This window comes from Aeromonas caviae, assembly GCF_000819785.1.
Lineage (GTDB): Bacteria > Pseudomonadota > Gammaproteobacteria > Enterobacterales > Aeromonadaceae > Aeromonas > Aeromonas caviae.
This window is the reverse complement of record NZ_CDBK01000014.1, coordinates 200205-219973: the sequence shown is the minus strand read 5'-3', so window position 1 is coordinate 219973 and position 19769 is coordinate 200205. Positions and strand designations below refer to the sequence as shown.

Sequence of the window (19769 nt, the reverse complement as noted above, 5' to 3'; positions counted from 1 at the left end):
CTAGTACCCCAGCCATTTTTCTGTTCTCTTCCACGTTTGTGGTTGACAACAAACGGCTATGTAGCTCAGTTGGTTAGAGCATCGCACTCATAATGCGGGGGTCACAGGTTCGAATCCCGTCATAGCCACCATGTTTGAAAAACGTTCCTTCAATCATCCGATTGCAAAGAACACTGTTGGGGCATCGCCAAGCGGTAAGGCAGCGGGTTTTGATCTCGCCATACCTAGGTTCGAATCCTAGTGCCCCAGCCATTTTTGCTTGTATTCGACGCAAGTCGTGCACAAGACGGCTATGTAGCTCAGTTGGTTAGAGCATCGCACTCATAATGCGGGGGTCACAGGTTCGAATCCCGTCATAGCCACCATTATTCTTGCGGAAGTGGCGAAATTGGTAGACGCACCAGATTTAGGTTCTGGCGCCCTAGGCGTGAGAGTTCGAGTCTCTCCTTCCGCACCATCGAAAGCAGTACCAAACAGACCAGCTCAGGCTGGTTTTTTTGTATCCGGCGTTTGCCGCTCTTCTTCCCCTCTCCACACCATCGTGCGCCTGCAACGCCCCGTATGTATCAACGGCTGCGCCTTGTGTTCTCCTCTGCGACGGCGCAATGCCCTGCTCCGGCGTGATGCCGCCCTTTTCATCTCGCAGAGCGCTGCGGGCAATAAAAAGGCGGCCCGCAGGCCGCCATATCGCTTGCTGTCGTCAGAACGGGAAGAACCAGGGGATGGCGATGACGCTCACCACCATCACCAGCAAGGTGAAGGGCACGCCGATGCGCACGAAGTCCATGAACTTGTAGTTGCCCGGGCCCAGCACCAGGGTGTTGACCGGCGACGAGACCGGCGTCATGAAGGCTGCCGAGGCGGCGATGGCGATGGTCATGGCAAAGGGATAAGGCGACACCCCCATCTGATGGGCCGTACCCAGCGCGATGGGCGCCATCAGCACCGCCGTCGCCGTGTTGGAGATGAAGAGCCCGATGACGGCACAGAGCACGAAGAGGCTGGCCAGCATCACCCTGGGGCCCATCTCCCCCACTGCCGAGATGAGCGCGCCGACGATGAGATCCACCCCGCCGGTCTGCTGCAATGCAAGGGCAAAGGGCAACATGCCCACGATGAGGATCAGGGTCGGCCAGTGGATGGACTTGTAGGCACTCTCCAGATCGATGCAGCGGAACTTGCCCATCAGCAGGCAGGCGATGAGCGCCGCGATGACGTTGGGCACGGGATCCGTCACCATCAGCACTATCATGACCCCGAGGGCAATCAGGGCGTGGATGGCCTGGCTGCGGGCCGGCGCCATCTCGTCCACTTCCGCAGGCAGGCCCAGCAGCAGAAAATCGCGATGATGGGTCTGCAACTGACGAATGAGGCTCCAGTTCCCCACCACCAGCAGGGTATCCCCCATCTGCAGCGCCTCGTCCACCAGCTTGCCGGTCAGCGCCTCTCCATCCCGGCGGATCCCCACCACGCTCAGACCGTAACGGGAACGGAAGGTCACCTCGCGGATGCTCTTGCCGAGCAGCCGGGAGCCAGGGATGAGGGAGACCTCCGCCATGCCCACCTCCCGCGCCTGGTCGGAGAAATACTCTCCGCGCAATATCATGGGCTCGAGCCGCGCCTCGCTGCAAAACTCCCGCACATCCACCTCGGGATCCGACATGTCGATGAGCAGCACGTCCTTGGCCTGGAACTCGGTCACCCCGGTGACACTGACCATCACCCGCCTGAACTTGCGCCAGCGCTCCATCCCGATGACGTTGGCCCCGAAGCGAGCACGCAATTGCAGCTCGTCCAGGGTCTGGCCGATCAGGGGGGAATCGGGCCGGATCGCCAGTCGGCGTGCTCGCCCGGCCAGCCGGTAGTCACGGATGAGATCCCGCATGGTGCTGCGTCCCATCTGCTTGCCCTTGCCCTCCTCTCCTTCACGCACCAGACGGTTGCGCATCAGCAGCATGTAGAGGATCCCCATCCCCAGAATGATGACCCCCATGGGGGTAAAGCCGAAGAAGCCGAACCCCTGGATGTCGTGCCGCATCAGTTCACTGTTCACCACCATGTTGGGAGGGGTTGCCACCAGCGTCATCATGCCGCTGATAAGGCCGGCAAAGCCGAGCGGCATCATCAGTCTGCCCGCCGGGATCCCCATCCGGTTCGCCACGCTCAGCACCACGGGGATGAAGATGGCCACCACCCCGGTCGAACTCATCACGGCACCCAGGGTCGCCACCGCCACCATCAGCAGCACCAGCATGCGGGTTTCGCTGCTGCCGGCCACCTTCACCAGGGCATCTCCCACCTGATAGGCGATGCCGGTACGCACCAGCCCCTCCCCCACCACGAACAGGGCGGCAATCAGAATGACGTTGGGATCACTGAATCCTGCCAGCGCCTGCGGCAGGGTCAGGGTGCCACTCAACACGAACAGGATGATGATCAACAAGGCGACCACGTCCATGCGTACCTTGTTGGTAATAAACAGGAGAATGGCACCCACCAGCATGCTGAGCACCCAGATCAACTCGGAATTCACACTTGCTCCTTTTGTTCAACGTCAACCACGGCCGGCCTCGGACGCCATCAGACCACAGAGCCCATCCCCCTGATTTGTTACATATCAAGAAAGAGGAGACCGCATCATCTCACATTCAGGTTCAGTTGCGGCCATTTTACCGGTCCGTGAACGCAGTCGGTCGCCCTTCACATGTCGGGGTAAAAAGTGCTGCACGCTCCCACCGCCCCTCCTAAAATGGGTCCGCCGCGGCCTGAGCCGCCCTCTCACCCCTTGCCCTTCGGAGACGACATGACCCAGCACACCCCGGCCTACCCGGCATTCACCTTCTTCAGCCGCTTTGTCGCCGACATCCAGGCTGGCCGAAAGACCATCACCATCCGCGACGAGAGCGAGGCAAACTGGCGGCCCGGCCAGCGCCTGGCCCTGTTCACCAACCCGGAACACCAGCCTTTTGGCACCATTGAAGTCATCTCGGTCAAGGCGGTCGCCTTTGAGGCGCTGAGCGACGAGCACGCCCGTCAGGAGAACATGACCCTCCCCGAGCTTAAAGATGTGATCCGCGATATCTACCCCGCACTGCCGCCCCTCTATGTGATTGAATTCGTGCTGATTGAAGCCTGATTTTGTGAGCTGCCTCAGCTAACGCCGGTTGCGCTCACGGGCCAAAAGCGCACAATGACTGTTTTTATATACAGTCATTGGTGTCTTATGGAAAAACAACTCGAACCGGCCATCGCAGCCATGGTGGCAGACTTCATCGCCGCAGGTCGTCCCAAGGCGAGCCAGCTGAGCTGGCAGGCGCGCCGTGACGGCTACCTAGCCTCTGCCCTGTTGGGCGGTGAGCGGGAAGAGGTGGGCGCCATCGAAGAGTGGCAGGCCGATCACCACGCCATCCGCTGCTATCGGCCCGCAGACAAACCGGACCCCGCGTATCCGGTGCTGATCTATTTTCACGGCGGCTGTTTTGTCAGCGGGGATTTCGAGACCCACGATCGCCAGATGCGGATGCTGTGCAACCGGGCCAGTGCCCTGATCTTCGCCGTACACACCCGCCTCGCCCCGGAACACACCTATCCTGCGGCTCACGACGATGCGCTGGCCGCCACACGGGCCATCATGGCCGAGGTGGAGAAATGGCATGGGGATCCGGCACGTCTCGCCATTGCTGGCGACAGCGCAGGGGGTCATCTCGCCCTGATCACCACCTTGCGGCTCAAGGCTGCCAACGCCCCCTTGCCCAAGGCCCTGCTGCTTCTCTATCCCATGCTGGATGCCCTCTGCGAGAGCCAAAGCTACCGCGATCTCGGTGACGACTACCTCATCACCCGGGACATGCTCGCAAGCGGTTTTCACGCCTACCTTGGCAGCCTGCCCCCCAGCCATCCCGAAGCCAGCCCGCTCCACCATCCCGCCCTGTCAGGATTACCGCCGACCCATATCGTCACGGCGGAATATGATCCGCTGCGCGACGAAGGGGAAGCCCTGTATGGCAAGCTGGTGCAGGCTGGCGTCGATGCCACTTGCCAGCGGCAGCATGGCGTCATCCATGGCTACTTCCAACTGGCGGCCATCAGCCCTGCCGCTCGTCAGCTCATCGACCAGATAGCCATGATGCTCAGAAGACTCTGAGTTGGAACCGGCCCCCATGCCGTGTTAAAAGTGTCTCTTTTGAATCAGAGAGGTAACCCGAGTGTTCGAGATAGCGAGCCTGAAAGAGGGTATGATGCACGGGGTGGAGCTGTTCCAGCTGCTGCTGGAGATCATCTCCATCGCCTGCGTGGTCATCGGCCTTGGCAAGACCCTCTGGCTGGCGGCCAGAGTGCGGGATCACGAGCCCGGCTTTCCCCGCATCCGGCTCTGCTTTGGCAGCTGGCTTATCCTGGCGCTGGAGTTCCAGCTCGCCGCCGACATCCTGGCCACCACGGTGGCGCCGAGCAAGGAGGAGCTGGTGCGCCTCGCCATCATCGCGGTCATCCGCACCTTCCTGAACTACTTCCTCGGCAAGGAGCTCGATGCCCAGGCCGAGCGCCAGCAGGAAAAACAGACATAAGCCTGAGCCACAACCCCGGGTGGATTACATGAGCCGCGACATGGGAACACTGCCAGGCCCATGTCGTTCAATGATAAATAAATGACCGTAACAGATTGAAAATAAATGAGTAAATAATCGAATCCACGCTGATTATTTATCCCGTTTGATGCAAGTAACACCCCCTCTTACTATGTTTGTGACCTATCCATGGCCGGCCCCCTGTCGCCGGCCTTTACACTGGCATAGCAAGTGGACAATGCATGATCACCACAGACGGTAATAACGCGGTCGCCTCAGTGGCCTACCGCACCAGCGAAGTCATCGCCATCTACCCCATCACCCCCAGTTCCAGCATGGCGGAGCAGGCGTCGGCCTGGTCGAGCGATCGGGGCCTGAACCTGTGGGGCGACGTGCCTCGCGTGGTCGAGATGCAGTCGGAGGGCGGGGCCATCGCCACCGTCCACGGCGCCTTGCAGACCGGCGCACTGGCGACCTCCTTTACCTCGTCCCAGGGCCTGCTGCTGATGATCCCCAACCTCTACAAGTTGGCGGGTCAGCTCATTCCCTTCGTACTCCACGTGGCGGCGCGTACCGTGGCGACCCATGCCCTGTCGATTTTTGGCGATCACTCGGACGTGATGGCGGTGCGCCAGACCGGCTGCGCCATGCTCTGTGCCAGCAACGTGCAGGAGGCGCAGGATTTTGCCCTGATCGCCCAGGTGGCCAGCCTCAACAGCCGGCTGCCCTTCATCCACTTCTTCGACGGCTTTCGCACCTCCCACGAGATAGCCAAGATAGTGCCGCTGGCGGACGACACCCTGCGTGCCCTGCTGCCGGAAGCCGCCATCCGTGCCCACCGCGAGCGCGCCCTGAGCCCGGATCACCCCGTCGTGCGCGGCACCGCCGCCAACCCGGACACCTATTTCCAGTGCCGGGAGGCCACCAACCCCTGGTATGACGACGCTTATCGTCACGTGAGCGAGGCGATGCAAGCCTTCGGCGAACAGACCGGGCGCCACTACCAGCCGTTCGAATATCTGGGTCATCCAGAAGCCGAGCGGGTGCTGGTGCTGATGGGTTCCGCCATCGGCACCTGTGAGGAGGTGATAGCGCGTCTGATCGAGAAAGGGGAGAAGGTGGGGCTGGTGAAGGTACGCCTCTACCGCCCCTTCTCAGCCTCCCACCTGCTGGCTGTCATTCCCGAGAGCGCCCGCAAGATTGCGGTGCTGGATCGCACCAAGGAGCCGGGCGCCCAGGCCGAGCCGCTCTATCTGGATGTGATGAGCGCGCTGGCCGAGGCGGTCAGCCGGGGCGAGCGTGCCAGCCTGCCGCGGGTCATCGGCGGTCGCTACGGCCTCTCCTCCAAGGAGTTCAATCCGGCCTGCGTGCTGGCCATCTTCGATGAGCTGGCACTGGACAACCCGAGGCCGCGCTTCACCGTCGGCATCTTCGACGACGTCACCGGCCTCTCCCTGCCCCTGCCGAAACTCGATTATCCGAGCCCCGGCCTTGGCAACCAGCACAAGCTGGAGGCGCTCTTCTACGGCCTTGGCAGCGACGGCACCGTCTCAGCGGCCAAGAACAGCATCAAGATCCTCGGCAATCACACCCCGCTCTATCCCCAGGGCTACTTCGTCTACGACTCCAAGAAGGCGGGGGGCCTCACCGTCTCCCACCTGAGGGTGAATGAACGGCCGGTGCAATCGGCCTACCTGGTGGACGAGGCGGACTTCATCGGCTGCCACCAGTGGCAGTTCATCGACATGTACCAGATGGCGGAGCGGCTCAAGCCGAACGGGATCTTCCTGCTCAACAGCCCCTACGACGCCGAACAGCTCTGGCAGCGACTGCCGCAAGAGGTGCAACAGGTGTTGCGCGAGAAACGCGCCCGCCTCTACACCATCAACGCCGCCAGGATTGCCCGGGAATGCCAGCTCGGCAACCGCATCAATACCGTGATGCAGATGGCCTTCTTCCAGCTGACCGCCATCATACCGCCGACAGAGGCCACCGAGTTGCTCAAGCAGGCCATCGCATCGAGCTATGGCAACAAGAGCGCCGAGCTGGTCGAGCGCAACTGGCAGGCACTGGCCGCCACCTGCGAGGCTCTCACCCCAGTGCCGCTGCAGGCACTTGACCCATCCAGCCACCAGCGCCCCTCCGTGGTGTCGGCCAAAGCCCCCGACTTCGTGCAGACCGTCACCGCCGCCATGCTGGCTGGGCTCGGCGACAGCCTGCCGGTCTCGGCCTTCCCGCCGGACGGCACCTGGCCTGTGGGCACCACCCGCTGGGAGAAACGCAACATCGCCAAGGAGGTGCCGATCTGGCAGGCGGACTTGTGCACCCAGTGCAACTACTGCGTAGCGGCCTGCCCGCACTCGGCCATCCGCGCCAAGGTGGTGGACAAGGACGCGCTGGCCGATGCCCCCGCGACCCTGGACGCGCTGGATGTGAAGGCCCGCGATATGCGCGGTCAGCAATATGTGCTGCAGGTGGCGCCTGAGGATTGCACCGGCTGCAACCTCTGCGTCGAGGTGTGCCCGGCCAAGGATCGCACCGATCCGAGCCGCAAGGCGATCAACATGGAGTCCAGGCTCGGCCACCTCGATGCCCAGAAGGCGAACTACGACTTCTTCCTGGACCTGCCTGAGCGCACGGCTGAGCAGTTGGAGCGCATCGACATTCGCACCTCCCAGCTCATCTCGCCGCTGTTCGAATACTCCGGCGCTTGCTCAGGCTGTGGTGAAACCCCCTACATCAAGCTGCTGACCCAGCTCTACGGGGACAGGCTGCTGATCGCCAACGCCACCGGTTGCTCGTCGATTTATGGCGGCAACCTGCCCACCACCCCCTACACCACCAACGCCGAGGGCCGTGGCCCGGCCTGGGCGAACTCCTTGTTCGAAGACAACGCCGAATTTGGCTTGGGCTTCAGGCTCACCGTGGATCAGCATCGCGACCGGGTACGCCGCCTGATGGCGGGTCTGGGTGATGTCGTCCCGGCCGAGCTGCAGCAAGGGCTGCAAGACGCCAGCCTGCCGGTCTCCGAGCAACGCGCCCATATCGAACAGTTGCGCAGCCTGCTGCAGGGCCGCACCGAGCCGGGCGCGGCTGAGTTGGCCCGGGATGCGGACCACCTGGTGGACAAGTCGGTCTGGCTCATCGGCGGCGATGGCTGGGCCTATGACATCGGCTTCGGCGGCCTGGATCACGTGCTGAGTCTGGGGGAGAACATCAACGTGCTGGTGCTCGACACCCAGTGCTACTCCAACACCGGTGGCCAGCAATCCAAGGCGACACCGCTCGGCGCCATCACCAAGTTTGGCGAGCAGGGCAAGCGCAAGGCGCGCAAGGATCTCGGCGCCAGCGTCATGATGTATGGCCACGTCTATGTGGCGCAGATCTCCCTCGGCGCCCAGATGAACCAGACGGTGAAGGCCATTCAGGAGGCGGAAGCCTACCCGGGCCCGTCCCTCATCATCGCCTACAGCCCCTGCGAGGAGCACGGCTACGATCTGGCCCAGAGCCACGAGCAGATGAAGCAGCTGACCGCCACCGGCTTCTGGCCGCTCTACCGCTACGACCCCCGTCGCAGCGAGGAGGGCAAGGCGCCGCTGGCGCTGGATTCCAGGGCCCCCAGCGTATCGCTTGCCGAGACCCTGCAACAGGAGCCCCGCTTCAAGCGCCTCGAGCGCCAGCTGCCGGAGATCGCCTCCCAGCTCTATCGGGAGGCGGAGCTGGATGCGAACCGTCGCTTCGCCTGGCTGAGCCAGCTCGCCGGCAAGGAGGCGCCAGCGCAGGAGTAAACGGCCCACACATGAGCGGTTAACGGCCAAACAAAGAGGGCTCCCCATGGGGAGCCCTCTTTGTATCCGATAGCAACCATCAGGCGTGCTTGCTGGCCAGCTCGTGGCGCTTCAATGCCAGCAAGGTGACCAGCAGGGCGGCGGTGGCGATCAGCGCCATGCCGATATAGGTGGCGCTGAAACCAGGTGCCAGTTCGGCCGGGCTCAGGCTGGCCAGATTGGGGCTGCTGCCTGCTGGCAGGGCGGCATGGAACAACACAGCGCAGATGGCGACACCGACCGCCCCGCCCAGCTCCCGGCCGAAGTTGAACAGGGACATGCCGATGCCGCGATCTTCTCGCGGCAGGGCATTTTGCACCACCACCGACAGCGCCGGCAGCACCAGACCAAGGCCGATACCGGCAAACGCCAGTCCCAGTCTGGCCCAGACGTCGAAGTGGATCTGCCACAGGGCCAGCGCTGCCAGGGCAAAACCTGCCACCACGAAACGCTTGTAGTGACCGGTGCGACCGATGAGCTTGCCGCCGACGAAGGCCCCCGCCGTGATGCAGACCATGAAGATCACCATGATCTCGCCACTGTCACTGGCGCTCATCCCCTTTTGCCACTGCATCTGCAACGGCAGGTAGACCAGCACGGCAAACATCAGCAGCTGGGAGGCCAGCGCCAGCAGCACGCTCACCAGATAACCCGGCAGGCGCACCAGGTGGGCTGGCAGTATGGGGTCGTGCGCCCGCCGCTCAGCCAGGACGAGCAGCAACAGGGCAACCCCCAGCGCAGCCGCGAGCCAGACGGCGGGCAAGGCCGCTTCCGGCGAGAGCAGCAACAGGGTGAGGGTGGTGACCGTAATGAGCAGTGCCGCTCCCTTCCAGTCGAAGCGGCTGTGGCGACGCACATTGAGGTGACCCAGATTGCGGTTCACCAGCCAGAGGGCGATGGCACCGAGAGGCAGATTGATCCAGAAGATCCAGCGCCAGCTGAGCTGCTCGGTAAAATAGCCACCGAGCAGCGGGCCTGCGATGCTGGAGACCGCATAGACCGCCGAGATATACCCCTGATACTTGCCCACCTCCCGTGGCGGAATACAGTCGGCGATGACGGTGAAGGCGAGCGCGATCAGCCCCCCGCCCCCCAACCCTTGCAGCACGCGGGCGGCCAGCAGGGTTGGCAGATCCTGGGCCAGGGCGCAGGCCACGGATCCCGCCAGAAACAGGCCGATACCGATGTTGAGCATGCGTACCCGGCCGAACATGTCGCTCAACTTGCCATAGATGGGCAGGGCCGCAGTGGCCGCCAGTAGATAGGCGGTCACGACCCAGGTGAGGGCGGCACCGGCGTTCAGCTCAACCCCTATGATGGGCAAGGGGGTGGTGACGATGCTCTTTTCCAGTGAGCCCAGGGCGATCACCAGGGCCACGCTCGAGAAGACGGTTTTGGGGGACATAGGCAGGCTCGCTCATGTGAGATATCGGCACAGGGGGTGCAAGGCACATTATTGTCTCATAAATCATTAGTCGATGGTCAAAACCACTGCCAACCATGATGAAGGTCGCGACATCTGCGCGCTGGATCTGCTAGGGTGAGTCTTTGCCGAAGAGGACGCCCCCCATGCCCCAGTCATCCCCCTGCGATCATCACCAGAGTGAACAGCCCCGATTCGACGAGTACGACGCCCTGATCTTCGACATGGATGGTACCCTGGTGGACTCCATGCCTCTGCACCTGGATGCCTGGGAAATCACCAGTGCCGAGTTCGGCCTGCCGTTTGATCGGGCACAGCTCAACGAGTACGGCGGCATCCCCACCCGCAAGATAGTGACCATGCTGGCAGAGCAGCACGGGATGACCATCGACGTGGAAGCCTTTGCCCGGCGCAAGGTGGCCCTCTACCTGGCACGGATCGACGACGTCCGGGTGTTTCCCGCCATGTGGGAGCTGGTCAGGCAGTACCACGGCAAGGTCCCCATGGGCATAGGCACCGGCTCAACCCGGGAACATGCGGCGCACATCCTGCGTCAGACCGGGCTCGATGCCTTCATCTCCGTGCTGGTGAGTGCCGATGATGTGGTCAATCACAAGCCCCACCCGGACACCTTCCTGAAAGTGGCCGAGCAGCTCGGCGCCAACCCGGCCAACTGCCTGGTGTTTGAAGACACCCGGATAGGCATTCAGGCGGGCAAGGCCGCCGGCATGACCACCTTGCTGGCCACCGAAGGGACGCTGCAACGGGTGTGAGCGGTGCGGGCCCATCCTAACCGACGGGCCCGCACCAGCTTACTCGGCCTCATTCTCCCCCTCCTTCCCACCTGCCGGTACCGGGCCGTCCGGCCGCTCAAATCCCAGATCTGACATGCAGTTGTCAAATTCCGACTCCCCCGGTTTGCCATGCTCCTTGCAGTTCTCAAACGCCGCTTTCATCTCGACCGACAGCTCGTGCGGAGGCTTGGGCGGGGTACGGCTGCCCTGATCGCCCGCTGCGGCGGTCAGAGTAGTGAGGGAAAACAGCAAAGGCAGAACAATCTTCATGGCATGACTCCAAAACAGGTGGCATACACCGGCACGGTGCGGCGATGGCCCACGGCAGCGGGCGGCATCATGCTAGCGAATCGCCGCGAACTGATGGGTCAAGGGGAGGTAAAGAGGGTGTCAGGTCGGCGTAAATCCATAAAAAAACGCCCCAGGCGGGGCGTTGTTTTCATGGCGGCCATTACATGGCGTTGGTGGATTCGAAGATCTTGTCGGCCGACGCTTCGACGAAGCCAGGGTAGAGCACGCCGTCGGCCTGCGGGTAGCGCAGGGCAAACTCGTAGAAGCAGCTCGGGATGGTGCGCACGCCGTCGCTGAAGGGCACCTCGGCCTTGTCTGCCATGGTGGAGGATTGCTCCAGCATCACCTCGGGATCGCCCTTCACCTCGCCGCCAACGGTGTTGAGCACGAAGCCTGCCGCCTTGAGCGCCGCATTCACCTGCTGGATGGTGTCGAAGTCCTTCAGGCGGTTGATGTTGACGGTGAAGTGGTTGGCACGATAACCCCAGGCGGCCATCCAGGCGGCATACTCGCTCTCTGCCAGCAGGGTCTGGTAGTCGGTGTGGGAGACCTGCCAGGGCGCGCCGGCGTAGAGGAAAGCCGGGGTGTCGGTGAGGTGATCGGGTACCTGATCCACCAGCTTGTGGATGATGGCCTGGGCACCTTCGGAGAGCTCTTCCACCTTCAGCTCGCTGATGAACACCTTGGGCGCATCAGGATCTTTATGCTCGAAGTGTTTGGCATAGAGCTTCTTGGCCTTGAACACATACTCGCCCTTCTCTTCGTACCCCAGGGCACGGAAGTGGGCCGCCAGTTTCTCGAGACCGAGCTTGGGCAGGTTGTAGGTCCGAAACGCCACGTGATCGTTGATGATGGGGGCACCGCCGCCCAGCAGTTGATGAACCTTGTGAGCACTGGGGGTGACCTGAATGTAGTTGTCCCACAGATGGCCAAACAGGGTGTCGATATCCTTTTGCATCTCTCTTTCCTTTGATTGCGGGTACAGACAGGGGCACCTGTTCAGTGCCCCTCTTTTATTTTCTTGTTATCAGAAGGTCAGACCGGGAGACAGCTGATCCGGCATAGCAGCCTTGCTGTCTTCGACGGAGGCGACCGGGTAAGCACAGTAGTCGGCGGCGTAGTAGGCGCTCGCCCTGTGGTTGCCGGAGGCACCGATGCCGCCGAAGGGGGCGGCACTGGAGGCGCCGGTGATGGGCTTGTTCCAGTTGACGATACCGGCACGGATCCGCTTGAAGAAGTGGTTCCAGTCCGCTTCGTTGTCACCGAGCAGACCGGCCGAGAGACCGAAACTGGTGGCGTTCGCCTTCTCGATGGCCACATCGAAGTCGTCGTAGCGGACGAGTTGCAGCAGCGGGCCGAAGTACTCCTCATCCGGCAGCGCGCTGACCGCGGTCACGTCTATGATGCCCGGGGAGACAAAGCCGGTGCCCACTTCCAGGTGCTTGAGGGCAAGCAGGCTTTCACCACCTAGGCGCTGCAGGTTGGCTTGCGCCTCGACCATGCCGAGTGCGGCCTTCTCGCTGATCATGGCGCCCATGAACGGCTGCTCGGCGGCGTCATAGAGGCCGACCTTGATCTGGCCGACCACCTCCACCAGGCGCTTGACCAGGGCATCGCCTCGCTCGCCGCGCTCGACAAACAGACGGCGCGAGCAGGTGCAACGCTGGCCGGAGGTAATGAAGGCGGACTGCACGATGGCATGGACGGCGCCGTCGATGTCGCTCACATCTTTCACGATCAGCGGGTTGTTGCCACCCATCTCCAGTGCCAGGATCTTGCCCGGCTGGCCGGCAAACTGCTGATGCAGGAAGTGGCCGGTACGTGAGGAGCCGGTGAAGAAGAGGCCGTCGATGTCCGGGTTGCCGGCCAGCGCCTTGCCGGTGTCGACCTCCCCCTGCACCAGGTTGAGCACCCCCTTGGGCAGCCCCGCCTCCTGCCACACCTTGACCATGGCTTCAGCCACCATGGGGGTCAGCTCGGAAGGCTTGAACACGACCGCATTGCCGGCGATGAGCGCTGGCACAATGTGGCCGTTGGGCAGGTGGCCCGGGAAGTTGTAGGGGCCGAACACGGCCACGACGCCATGGGGCTTGTGGCGCACGAACGCCTTGGCGCCCGGCATGGGGTTTTCCACCGTGCCGGTACGCTCGTCATGAGCCCGGATGGAGATGGCGATCTTGCCCTGCATGGCCGCCACTTCAGTGCGGGTCTCCCACAGGGGCTTGCCGGTTTCACGGGCGATGGTCAGGGCCAGCGCCTCCTTGTGCTCGCCGAGCAGGTCGGCATAGCGGCGCACGATGGCAAGGCGCTCTTCAAGGGCCAGATCGGACCAATGGTAGAAGGCCGTGCGGGCCGCCTTGACGGCCGCATCCACCTGGGACTGGCTTGCCGCCTCACCACGCCAGATCACCTCGTTTTTGGCCGGGTCGATGGATTCGAACGGCTTGCCTTCACCGGCCAGCCACTGGCCATCGATATACTGGACTAAAGACATCATCAATTCACTCCCTGTGGGTACGCAGGCCGCCTCGGCAGCCTGTCTCAATGCTGTGCTGCGGGGCGGGTCAATCCAGATCGACGACGCGCACCATGTCGCCATTTTCCACCTTGAGGGCGGCCGCCATCTTGGGCGGAATGATGGCTTCGTGCTTGTCCAGATCGACCCGGATGTTGCCGTAGCAGGCGCGGTATTGCTCGAACCTGGCGTTGCAGATGAGGTAGGTATGGCCGCCGATGGGCTCACCCACCAGCACCGCCAACTTCTGGCTGCGGCGCACGCTGCGAATGTTCTTCACCTCGCATTCGACGGTGGGGCCGGCGTCGAAGATGTCGACATAACCGCGATTCACGAACCCCTCATCCTGCAGCATCTTGAGGGCAGGCCGGGTCTTTTCGTGGGTCTTGCCGATGACGGCGCGCGCCTCGTTGCTCAGCAGATTGACGTAGATGGGGTACTTGGGCATCAGCTCGGCGATGAAGCGCTTCTTGCCGATGCCGGTCAGATAGTCGACGGTGGGAAAATCCATCGAGAAGAAATGTTTTTGCAGCCACTCGTAGAAGGGGCTGTGGCCGTTGCCATCGGAGACACCACGCATCTCGGCAAAGACGGTACTGTCAAACAGCTCGGGGTGTTCGGCCATGAACAGGAAACGGTGCTTGGAGAGCAGACGGCCGTTGAGCCCCTCGCGGGCGCATTCACGCAGAAACAGGGTGCAGAGCTCGGAATTGCCGGTGTAGTCGTTGGAGAGGGTGAGGGTTTCCACGACATTGTAGATGCCGAGCTTGGGAGAGGAGTGCACCACCTTGCCGATGTGATAGTTGTAGAACGCCTGGGACAGGCCGACCGCCGCGTCGATGGCGCAGGTACCGACCATCTCCCCGGTCTCCAGATCCTCGGCCACGAAGAAATAGAGGCACTCGCCCTTGCCAGCGGGCTTGTCCAGGAAGGTCTGGGTCGAGGCATCGATCTTGCGTTGCAGCAGCTCGTCGTTGACCGGCAAGGATGTCATGCCGGTGCCGGATTCGATGGCACAGGTCTTGAGGCCGGCGAAGTCGCGCTGCTCGATAGGACGGATAACCAACATAAATGACAACTCCCTTTCATTGACGACAGGTGGGGTCCCGGCTCCTGCCGGGAGGGCTCCCCACCTCAATTTGGATCAGGCGTTGACCACCTGAGCGACCGCTTTCTCGAACCGGGCCAGCCCTTCCTTGATGTCCGCTTCCGGGATCACCAGGGAGGGGGCAAAACGCACCACGTTGGTACCGGCAACCAGCGCCATCAGGCCCTGATCGATGGAGGCCAGCAGGAAGTCGCGAGAGCGGCCCTTGAAGTCATCGTTGAGCACGGCGCCCAGCAGCAGGCCCTTGCCGCGCACTTCGCTGAAGCAGTGGTACTTGGCGTTGATGGCTTCCAGCCCTTCGCGGAACAGCTGCTCGCGCTGCTTGATACCGCTCAGCACTTCCGGGGTGTTGACCACGTCGATCACCGCCTCTGCCACCGCGCAGGCCAGCGGGTTGCCGCCGTAGGTGGAGCCGTGAGTGCCCACTTTCAGGTGGGAGGCGATCTCGGTGGTGGTCAGCATGGCGCCGATGGGGAAGCCACCGCCCAGCGCCTTGGCGCTGGTGAGGATGTCCGGCGTGACGCCCAGACCCATATAGGCAAACAGCTCGCCGGTACGACCGACACCGGATTGCACCTCGTCATAAACCAGCAGGGCGTTGTGCTTGTCGCACAACTCGCGCACCCCCTTGGCAAACTCGTCGGTGGGGCTGATGATGCCACCCTCGCCCTGCAGCGGCTCCATCACCACGGCGCAGGTGTTGTCGGAGATGACGGCAGCCAGCTCCTCCAGGTTGTTGTAGGCGACGTGGGTGATGTCGGCAGGCTTGGGACCGAAGCCATCGGAGTAGGCAGCCTGGCCGCCGACGCTGACGGTAAAGAAGGTACGGCCGTGGAAGCCCTGGTGGAAGGCGATGATCTGGGTCTTGTGGGCCCCGAACTTCTCGATGGCGTAGCGGCGGGCCAGCTTGAGGGCCGCTTCGTTCGCTTCGGCGCCGGAGTTGCAGAAATAGACCTTCTCGGCGAAGGTGGCGGCGACCAGTTTCTTGGCCAAGCGCAGGGCCGGCTCGTTGGTCATCACGTTGGAGAGGTGCCACAGCTTCTCACCCTGGGATTTCAGGGCCTCGACCAGTTTGGGATGGCAATGGCCCAGGCCATTGACCGCGATCCCGCCCGCGAAATCCACATACTCGCGGCCTTCCTGATCCCAGACACGTGACCCCTCGCCGCGCACCGGGATGATTTTGGCCGGCGCATAGTTGGGAACCATCACTTCATCAAACACTTCACGTGTCACTGCCAACAACTCTGACATATTGCTCTCCTGCTATCTCGCGGCAGAATAATCCACCGCCCAAAAGTTAAATCCGTGTAAACGTGGCGGAATTATCACAGAAAAAAAGTAAAAAGTCTGTAACTTAACCGCCTATAAGGAACAATGTTCGATTGCCTTTGAGATTTTAGGCAACCGCATTGCATAACGGCTCAGGGGGTGTTGGCAAGAGATAATTTGGACAGGGAGGAGGGTGAATAAAGTCTCAGGGAAATTTTTTTTTGCCTCATGACGGTTTTGAGACAGACATCGCAATTTTTTCAGGAAACGGCCAAAAAGTTGGCCAGCAACTGGTGCCCCTGTTCGCTCAGAATACTCTCCGGATGGAACTGCACTCCCTCCAGCGCCAGCGTTTTATGCCGCAGCCCCATGATCTCGTCCTGGCTGCCGTCGGCATGTTCGCTCCAGGCGGTGACCTCGAAACAGTCGGGGAGCGACGCCGCCTCCACCACCAGAGAATGATAGCGGGTCACCCGCAGCGGGTTGTTGAGCCCCTTGAACACCCCCTCCCCTTTGTGACGGATGAGAGAAGTCTTGCCGTGCATCACCTGACGGGCACGCACCACCCGGGCACCAAAGGCCTGTGCCAGGGACTGATGGCCGAGACAGACGCCGAGGATGGGGATCTCGCCGGCAAAACGGGAGATGGCGGCCAAAGAGATGCCCGCCTCGTTTGGCGTGCAGGGGCCGGGAGAGATCACCAGATGGCGGGGTGCAAGCCGGGCTATCTCCTCCAGGCTCAGCTCATCGTTGCGCCTGACCACCACCTCTTGCCCCAGAGCGCCGAAGTATTGCACCAGGTTCCAGGTAAAGGAGTCGTAGTTGTCGATGAGTAGCAGCATGCAAACACCCTGGGAATAAGACAGAGACGGTGATCGGACAGCCCGTTGCGAGGGCGGGCAGACAAACGCCGCGCATTCTGGCATGTCTCTTTGCGTTAATAAACCGGCGATCACCTCACCTGCTGTGCAGTCTGTCCGCTCTTCAATGGCGATCCGGGCCTGTCGACCCCACCCGGCGGTGGGCCTGTCCCCGACCGGGCAGCATCAGCCGCTCCATGTCAGGATGGCAAGGTAAAAGAGACGGGAGGCGACCGGGAAAAGGGCACAGGTCGTGACAGGCAGGTGGGAAGGAGTCACCTTGGCAAGGGAACGGACCTCAGCGGTCCAGATAACGGCCCTGTTCCAGTTCCCGTTCCCGCTGGCACTCGGCCAGATAGATGGCAGCCGCGATGGCCGGGGTCTTGTGGTGCTTGTCGATGGCGTTGGAGACCATCAACTGCAAGGTATTTAGGCTCTTGGCCTTGCGAAACTTGCGCAGCCAGTGACCCTTGTCACCCAACTCTTCACTCAGGGTTTGTGATTCGACAGACATGCTTTCTCTTGGGGCAAAGCCCGTGTTTGACATTGGGGAGGTTGCGACAAACCGGAAGGTGTAAAACAAAGAAAGCCAGGCATCCACCCAGCTCTCTTCTACTACACCTTCCCAGTATGTCAGGCTCGAGGAACGAAGCCGACGACATCATATACGCTGATCAGGGTTTTTTCAGCCCTTTCACGCGCCTTTTGTGCGCCAGCCGCCAAAATGGCCTGCAGATGGGCCTCATCCTGACGCAGCTCGCGGAAGCGCGCCTGGATGGGTTCCAGCAAGGCGACCACGGCATCGGCCGTTTCACTCTTGAGGTGGCCGTACATCTTGCCTTCGAAGTGCTGCTCCAGCTCCGGGATGGAGCGGCCGGTCACACCGGACATCAGGGTCAGCAGATTGGAGACCCCCGGCTTGTTTTCGGGATCAAAACGCACCACGGCCGGCTCATCCGAGTCGGTCATCGCCCGCTTGATCTTCTTGACGATCTGCTTGGGATCTTCCAGCAAGCCGATGAAGTTGGCCTCGTTGTCGTCGGACTTGGACATCTTCTTGGTCGGGTCCTGCAGGCTCATCACCCGGGCCCCTTCGGTCGGAATGAAGGGTTCCGGCAGGGTGAAGACTTCGCCATAGAGGTTGTTGAAGCGGGTGCAGATGTCGCGGGTCAGCTCCAGATGCTGCTTCTGGTCATTGCCAACCGGCACCTGATTGGCCTGATAAAGCAGAATGTCGGCCGCCATCAGCACCGGATAACCGAACAGGCCGACGTTGACGTTGTTCTCGAAACGGGCGGACTTGTCCTTGAACTGGGTCATGCGCGACAGCTCGCCCATCTGGGTGTAGCAGTTCAGGATCCAGCCGAGCTCGGCGTGCTGGGGCACGTGGGACTGGATGAAGACGGTGCTCTTGGCCGGGTCAATGCCCACCGCCAGATAGAGGGCGGCTGCGTCGAGGCACGCCTTGCGCAAGGCGGCCGGATCCTGGCGAGTGGTGATGGCGTGCAGATCGACGATGCAATAGAGGCAGTCGAAGTCATCCTGCATGCTGACCCACTGACGCAGGGCTCCCATGTAGTTGCCGATGGTCAGCTGGCCCGAGGGTTGGGCACCGCTCAATACGATTGGTTTAGTCATCAGAGTAGTAATCCTTGTTATCCGCCAGCCCGGTCTGGATCAGACCAGCAGGGCGTCGAGTTCGGCAAACTGCTCGCAAACCCAGTCGGGGCGAGAGTCTGCGATAGGGCGGCCATAGTTGTAGCCATAGGTGAGCCCCACCACCTTCATGCCGGCGGCCTGGGCGGCCAGCACGTCATTTTCGGAATCCCCCACCATCAGGGTGCGGGACGGGCTGACACCCAGCTCGTGGCAGGCGTGCAACAGCGGCTCCGGGCTCGGCTTCTTGACGGGTACGCAGTTGCCCCCGAGCCAGAGTGCGAAACAGTCGCTGATGCCGAGGGCCTCCAGAATGGGTTGCACGAAGTGACTCGGTTTGTTGGTCACCACGGCCTGCTGGTAACCCAGCCCCTGCAGACGGCGCAGGCTACGGGCCACTCCGTCATACATGGCCAGGCCTTCCAGCAGACAGGCCTGATAGTGACGGTCGAACAGGGGGCGGGCCTTGGCAAACTGCTCCGGGGCGTCGCGGTAATCGAGAGCCCGCTGGATCAGCTTGTCGGCGCCGTTGCCGACCCAGGTACGCACCACGGACTCGTCGGCCTCGGCCAACCCCAGCTCCGCCAGGGTACGGTTGACCGCCAGCGCCAGTTGCGGGGCGCTGTCAATCAGGGTGCCATCCAGATCGAACAGCACCAGGTCAAAGGGGCGATCAGCGACGGACATGGGCAAGCTCCGCGCGCATCTGGTCGATCACCGCCTTGTAATCCGGCTTGCCGAAGATGGCAGAGCCCGCCACGAACATGTCGGCACCCGCCTCGGCAATCTCGCGAATGTTGTCGACCTTGACCCCGCCATCGATTTCCAGGCGAATGTCGCGGCCGCTCTCGTCGATCAGACGGCGCACCTGGCGCAGCTTGTCGAGGGTGCCGGGGATGAAGCTCTGACCGCCAAAGCCCGGGTTGACCGACATCAGCAGGATCACGTCCAGCTTGTCCATCACGTACTCCAGGCAGGTGAGCGGGGTCGCGGGGTTCAGCACCAGACCAGCCTGGCAACCCTGCTCCTTGATGAGGCCCAGGGTGCGATCCACGTGATCGGAGGCTTCCGGGTGGAAGGTGATCAGGCTGGCACCGGCCTTGGCAAAATCAGGCACGATGCGATCCACCGGCTTGACCATCAGGTGCACGTCGATGAGCGCTTCGATGCCGTAATCGCGCAGCGCCTGACAGACCATGGGGCCTATGGTCAGGTTGGGGACATAATGGTTGTCCATCACATCGAAATGGACCACGTCGGCCCCGGCGGCCAGCACCTTGGCCACATCCTCACCCAGACGGGCAAAGTCGGCGGAGAGGATAGAGGGGGCAATCAGAAAGTCTTTCATCAGCGTCATCCATTGGCAGCGTGGCAGAAAAAACGGCGCAATTTTATCGCAAAAGGGCGATGAAAACGACCCGCATCTACAGAACACGCCGCTCCGGCACCATGGCTGGC

At 62.1% G+C, this 19769-nt stretch carries 17 protein-coding genes and 4 tRNA genes; 9 read left to right on the top strand and 12 right to left on the bottom strand.

The genetic code is table 11. The features are described from left to right. The first annotated feature begins 54 nt into the window (after window positions 1-54). The 4 genes from BN1120_RS02380 (at window position 55) to BN1120_RS02365 (ending at window position 457) form a co-directional block, all read left to right on the top strand. Window positions 55-131 (top strand) — tRNA-Met (locus BN1120_RS02380). 46 nt (window positions 132-177) lie between these two features. After that, a tRNA-Gln gene (locus BN1120_RS02375) sits at window positions 178-252 on the top strand. 36 nt (window positions 253-288) lie between these two features. After that, a tRNA-Met gene (locus BN1120_RS02370) sits at window positions 289-365 on the top strand. An 8-nt stretch (window positions 366-373) separates the two neighbouring features. Next, a tRNA-Leu gene (locus tag BN1120_RS02365) sits at window positions 374-457 on the top strand. 243 nt (window positions 458-700) lie between these two features. Here BN1120_RS02365 and BN1120_RS02360 read toward each other — a convergent pair. Next, window positions 701-2533 (bottom strand): SLC13 family permease, encoded by a 1833-nt coding sequence (locus tag BN1120_RS02360; protein WP_042014550.1) that lies wholly within the window; start codon window positions 2531-2533, stop codon window positions 701-703. Between the two features lie 270 nt (window positions 2534-2803). Here BN1120_RS02360 and yqfB point away from each other — a divergent pair, with 270 nt between their 5' ends. From yqfB to nifJ, 4 genes are all read left to right on the top strand, one after another. Further along, entirely contained in the window at window positions 2804-3136 is a 333-nt protein-coding gene (yqfB, locus tag BN1120_RS02355) for a N(4)-acetylcytidine aminohydrolase (RefSeq protein ID WP_042014549.1), read from the top strand. A gap of 87 nt (window positions 3137-3223) precedes the next feature. Then, window positions 3224-4144 carry an alpha/beta hydrolase gene (locus tag BN1120_RS02350; RefSeq protein WP_042014548.1) on the top strand — a complete coding sequence of 307 codons (921 nt, stop codon included), beginning with the start codon at window positions 3224-3226 and terminating at the stop codon, window positions 4142-4144. Between the two features lie 61 nt (window positions 4145-4205). Beyond that, window positions 4206-4565, top strand: a complete 360-nt coding sequence (locus BN1120_RS02345) for a DUF1622 domain-containing protein (protein WP_111736082.1) — start codon at window positions 4206-4208, stop codon at window positions 4563-4565. 242 nt (window positions 4566-4807) lie between these two features. Beyond that, window positions 4808-8353, top strand: a complete 3546-nt coding sequence (gene nifJ, locus BN1120_RS02340) for a pyruvate:ferredoxin (flavodoxin) oxidoreductase (protein ID WP_042014546.1) — start codon at window positions 4808-4810, stop codon at window positions 8351-8353. A 79-nt stretch (window positions 8354-8432) separates the two neighbouring features. Here nifJ and BN1120_RS02335 read toward each other — a convergent pair whose 3' ends face one another. Then, complete coding sequence (locus tag BN1120_RS02335; protein WP_042014545.1) at window positions 8433-9797, bottom strand: MDR family MFS transporter; 1365 nt, start codon at window positions 9795-9797, stop codon at window positions 8433-8435. 164 nt (window positions 9798-9961) lie between these two features. Between BN1120_RS02335 and BN1120_RS02330 the strand changes: the two genes are divergently transcribed. Then, window positions 9962-10588 (top strand): HAD family hydrolase, encoded by a 627-nt coding sequence (locus tag BN1120_RS02330; protein WP_042014544.1) that lies wholly within the window; start codon window positions 9962-9964, stop codon window positions 10586-10588. Between the two features lie 39 nt (window positions 10589-10627). Here BN1120_RS02330 and BN1120_RS02325 read toward each other — a convergent pair whose 3' ends face one another. The 10 genes from BN1120_RS02325 to rpe form a co-directional block, all read right to left on the bottom strand. Further along, a complete protein-coding gene (locus BN1120_RS02325; RefSeq protein WP_010673837.1) occupies window positions 10628-10879 on the bottom strand; it encodes a hypothetical protein in 252 nt (83 codons plus the stop codon). A gap of 181 nt (window positions 10880-11060) precedes the next feature. Continuing rightward, window positions 11061-11858, bottom strand: coding sequence for a DUF1338 domain-containing protein (locus tag BN1120_RS02320; protein ID WP_039039589.1), 798 nt, complete (start codon window positions 11856-11858; stop codon window positions 11061-11063). A gap of 69 nt (window positions 11859-11927) precedes the next feature. Then, complete coding sequence (gene astD, locus BN1120_RS02315; RefSeq protein ID WP_042014543.1) at window positions 11928-13397, bottom strand: succinylglutamate-semialdehyde dehydrogenase; 1470 nt, start codon at window positions 13395-13397, stop codon at window positions 11928-11930. Window positions 13398-13464: 67 nt separating this feature from the next. After that, on the bottom strand, window positions 13465-14484 hold the full coding sequence (gene astA / locus BN1120_RS02310) for an arginine N-succinyltransferase (RefSeq protein ID WP_010673834.1): 1020 nt from the start codon (window positions 14482-14484) through the stop codon (window positions 13465-13467). Between the two features lie 75 nt (window positions 14485-14559). Continuing rightward, window positions 14560-15777, bottom strand: coding sequence for an aspartate aminotransferase family protein (locus tag BN1120_RS02305; protein WP_010673833.1), 1218 nt, complete (start codon window positions 15775-15777; stop codon window positions 14560-14562). 278 nt (window positions 15778-16055) lie between these two features. Continuing rightward, entirely contained in the window at window positions 16056-16637 is a 582-nt protein-coding gene (locus tag BN1120_RS02300; RefSeq protein WP_041215622.1) for an aminodeoxychorismate synthase component II, read from the bottom strand. A 316-nt stretch (window positions 16638-16953) separates the two neighbouring features. Next, window positions 16954-17169: a hypothetical protein gene (locus BN1120_RS02295; RefSeq protein WP_010673831.1), complete on the bottom strand. Its 216-nt coding sequence runs from the start codon at window positions 17167-17169 to the stop codon at window positions 16954-16956. Between the two features lie 119 nt (window positions 17170-17288). After that, window positions 17289-18293, bottom strand: a complete 1005-nt coding sequence (gene trpS, locus BN1120_RS02290) for a tryptophan--tRNA ligase (protein ID WP_010673830.1) — start codon at window positions 18291-18293, stop codon at window positions 17289-17291. Between the two features lie 39 nt (window positions 18294-18332). Next, the gene (locus BN1120_RS02285; RefSeq protein WP_010673829.1) at window positions 18333-18998 is read right to left on the bottom strand and encodes a phosphoglycolate phosphatase; all 666 of its coding nucleotides are present in this window, start codon (window positions 18996-18998) and stop codon (window positions 18333-18335) included. Continuing rightward, on the bottom strand, window positions 18985-19659 hold the full coding sequence (rpe, locus tag BN1120_RS02280; RefSeq protein WP_010673828.1) for a ribulose-phosphate 3-epimerase: 675 nt from the start codon (window positions 19657-19659) through the stop codon (window positions 18985-18987). The genes BN1120_RS02285 and rpe overlap by 14 nt, the downstream gene beginning before the upstream one ends. Window positions 19660-19769: the final 110 nt, after the last annotated feature.

Coding starts and splice junctions, on each gene's coding strand:
- trpS (WP_010673830.1), bottom strand. CDS start 18,293: ATGACTAAACCAATCGTATTGAGCGGTGCCCAACCCTCGGGCCAGCTG.
- BN1120_RS02305 (WP_010673833.1), bottom strand. CDS start 15,777: ATGTCAGAGTTGTTGGCAGTGACACGTGAAGTGTTTGATGAAGTGATG.
- BN1120_RS02300 (WP_041215622.1), bottom strand. CDS start 16,637: ATGCTGCTACTCATCGACAACTACGACTCCTTTACCTGGAACCTGGTG.
- BN1120_RS02285 (WP_010673829.1), bottom strand. CDS start 18,998: ATGTCCGTCGCTGATCGCCCCTTTGACCTGGTGCTGTTCGATCTGGAT.
- nifJ (WP_042014546.1), top strand. CDS start 4,808: ATGATCACCACAGACGGTAATAACGCGGTCGCCTCAGTGGCCTACCGC.
- BN1120_RS02320 (WP_039039589.1), bottom strand. CDS start 11,858: ATGCAAAAGGATATCGACACCCTGTTTGGCCATCTGTGGGACAACTAC.
- BN1120_RS02325 (WP_010673837.1), bottom strand. CDS start 10,879: ATGAAGATTGTTCTGCCTTTGCTGTTTTCCCTCACTACTCTGACCGCC.
- astD (WP_042014543.1), bottom strand. CDS start 13,397: ATGATGTCTTTAGTCCAGTATATCGATGGCCAGTGGCTGGCCGGTGAA.
- yqfB (WP_042014549.1), top strand. CDS start 2,804: ATGACCCAGCACACCCCGGCCTACCCGGCATTCACCTTCTTCAGCCGC.
- BN1120_RS02330 (WP_042014544.1), top strand. CDS start 9,962: ATGCCCCAGTCATCCCCCTGCGATCATCACCAGAGTGAACAGCCCCGA.
- rpe (WP_010673828.1), bottom strand. CDS start 19,659: ATGAAAGACTTTCTGATTGCCCCCTCTATCCTCTCCGCCGACTTTGCC.
- astA (WP_010673834.1), bottom strand. CDS start 14,484: ATGTTGGTTATCCGTCCTATCGAGCAGCGCGACTTCGCCGGCCTCAAG.
- BN1120_RS02350 (WP_042014548.1), top strand. CDS start 3,224: ATGGAAAAACAACTCGAACCGGCCATCGCAGCCATGGTGGCAGACTTC.
- BN1120_RS02335 (WP_042014545.1), bottom strand. CDS start 9,797: ATGTCCCCCAAAACCGTCTTCTCGAGCGTGGCCCTGGTGATCGCCCTG.
- BN1120_RS02295 (WP_010673831.1), bottom strand. CDS start 17,169: ATGTCTGTCGAATCACAAACCCTGAGTGAAGAGTTGGGTGACAAGGGT.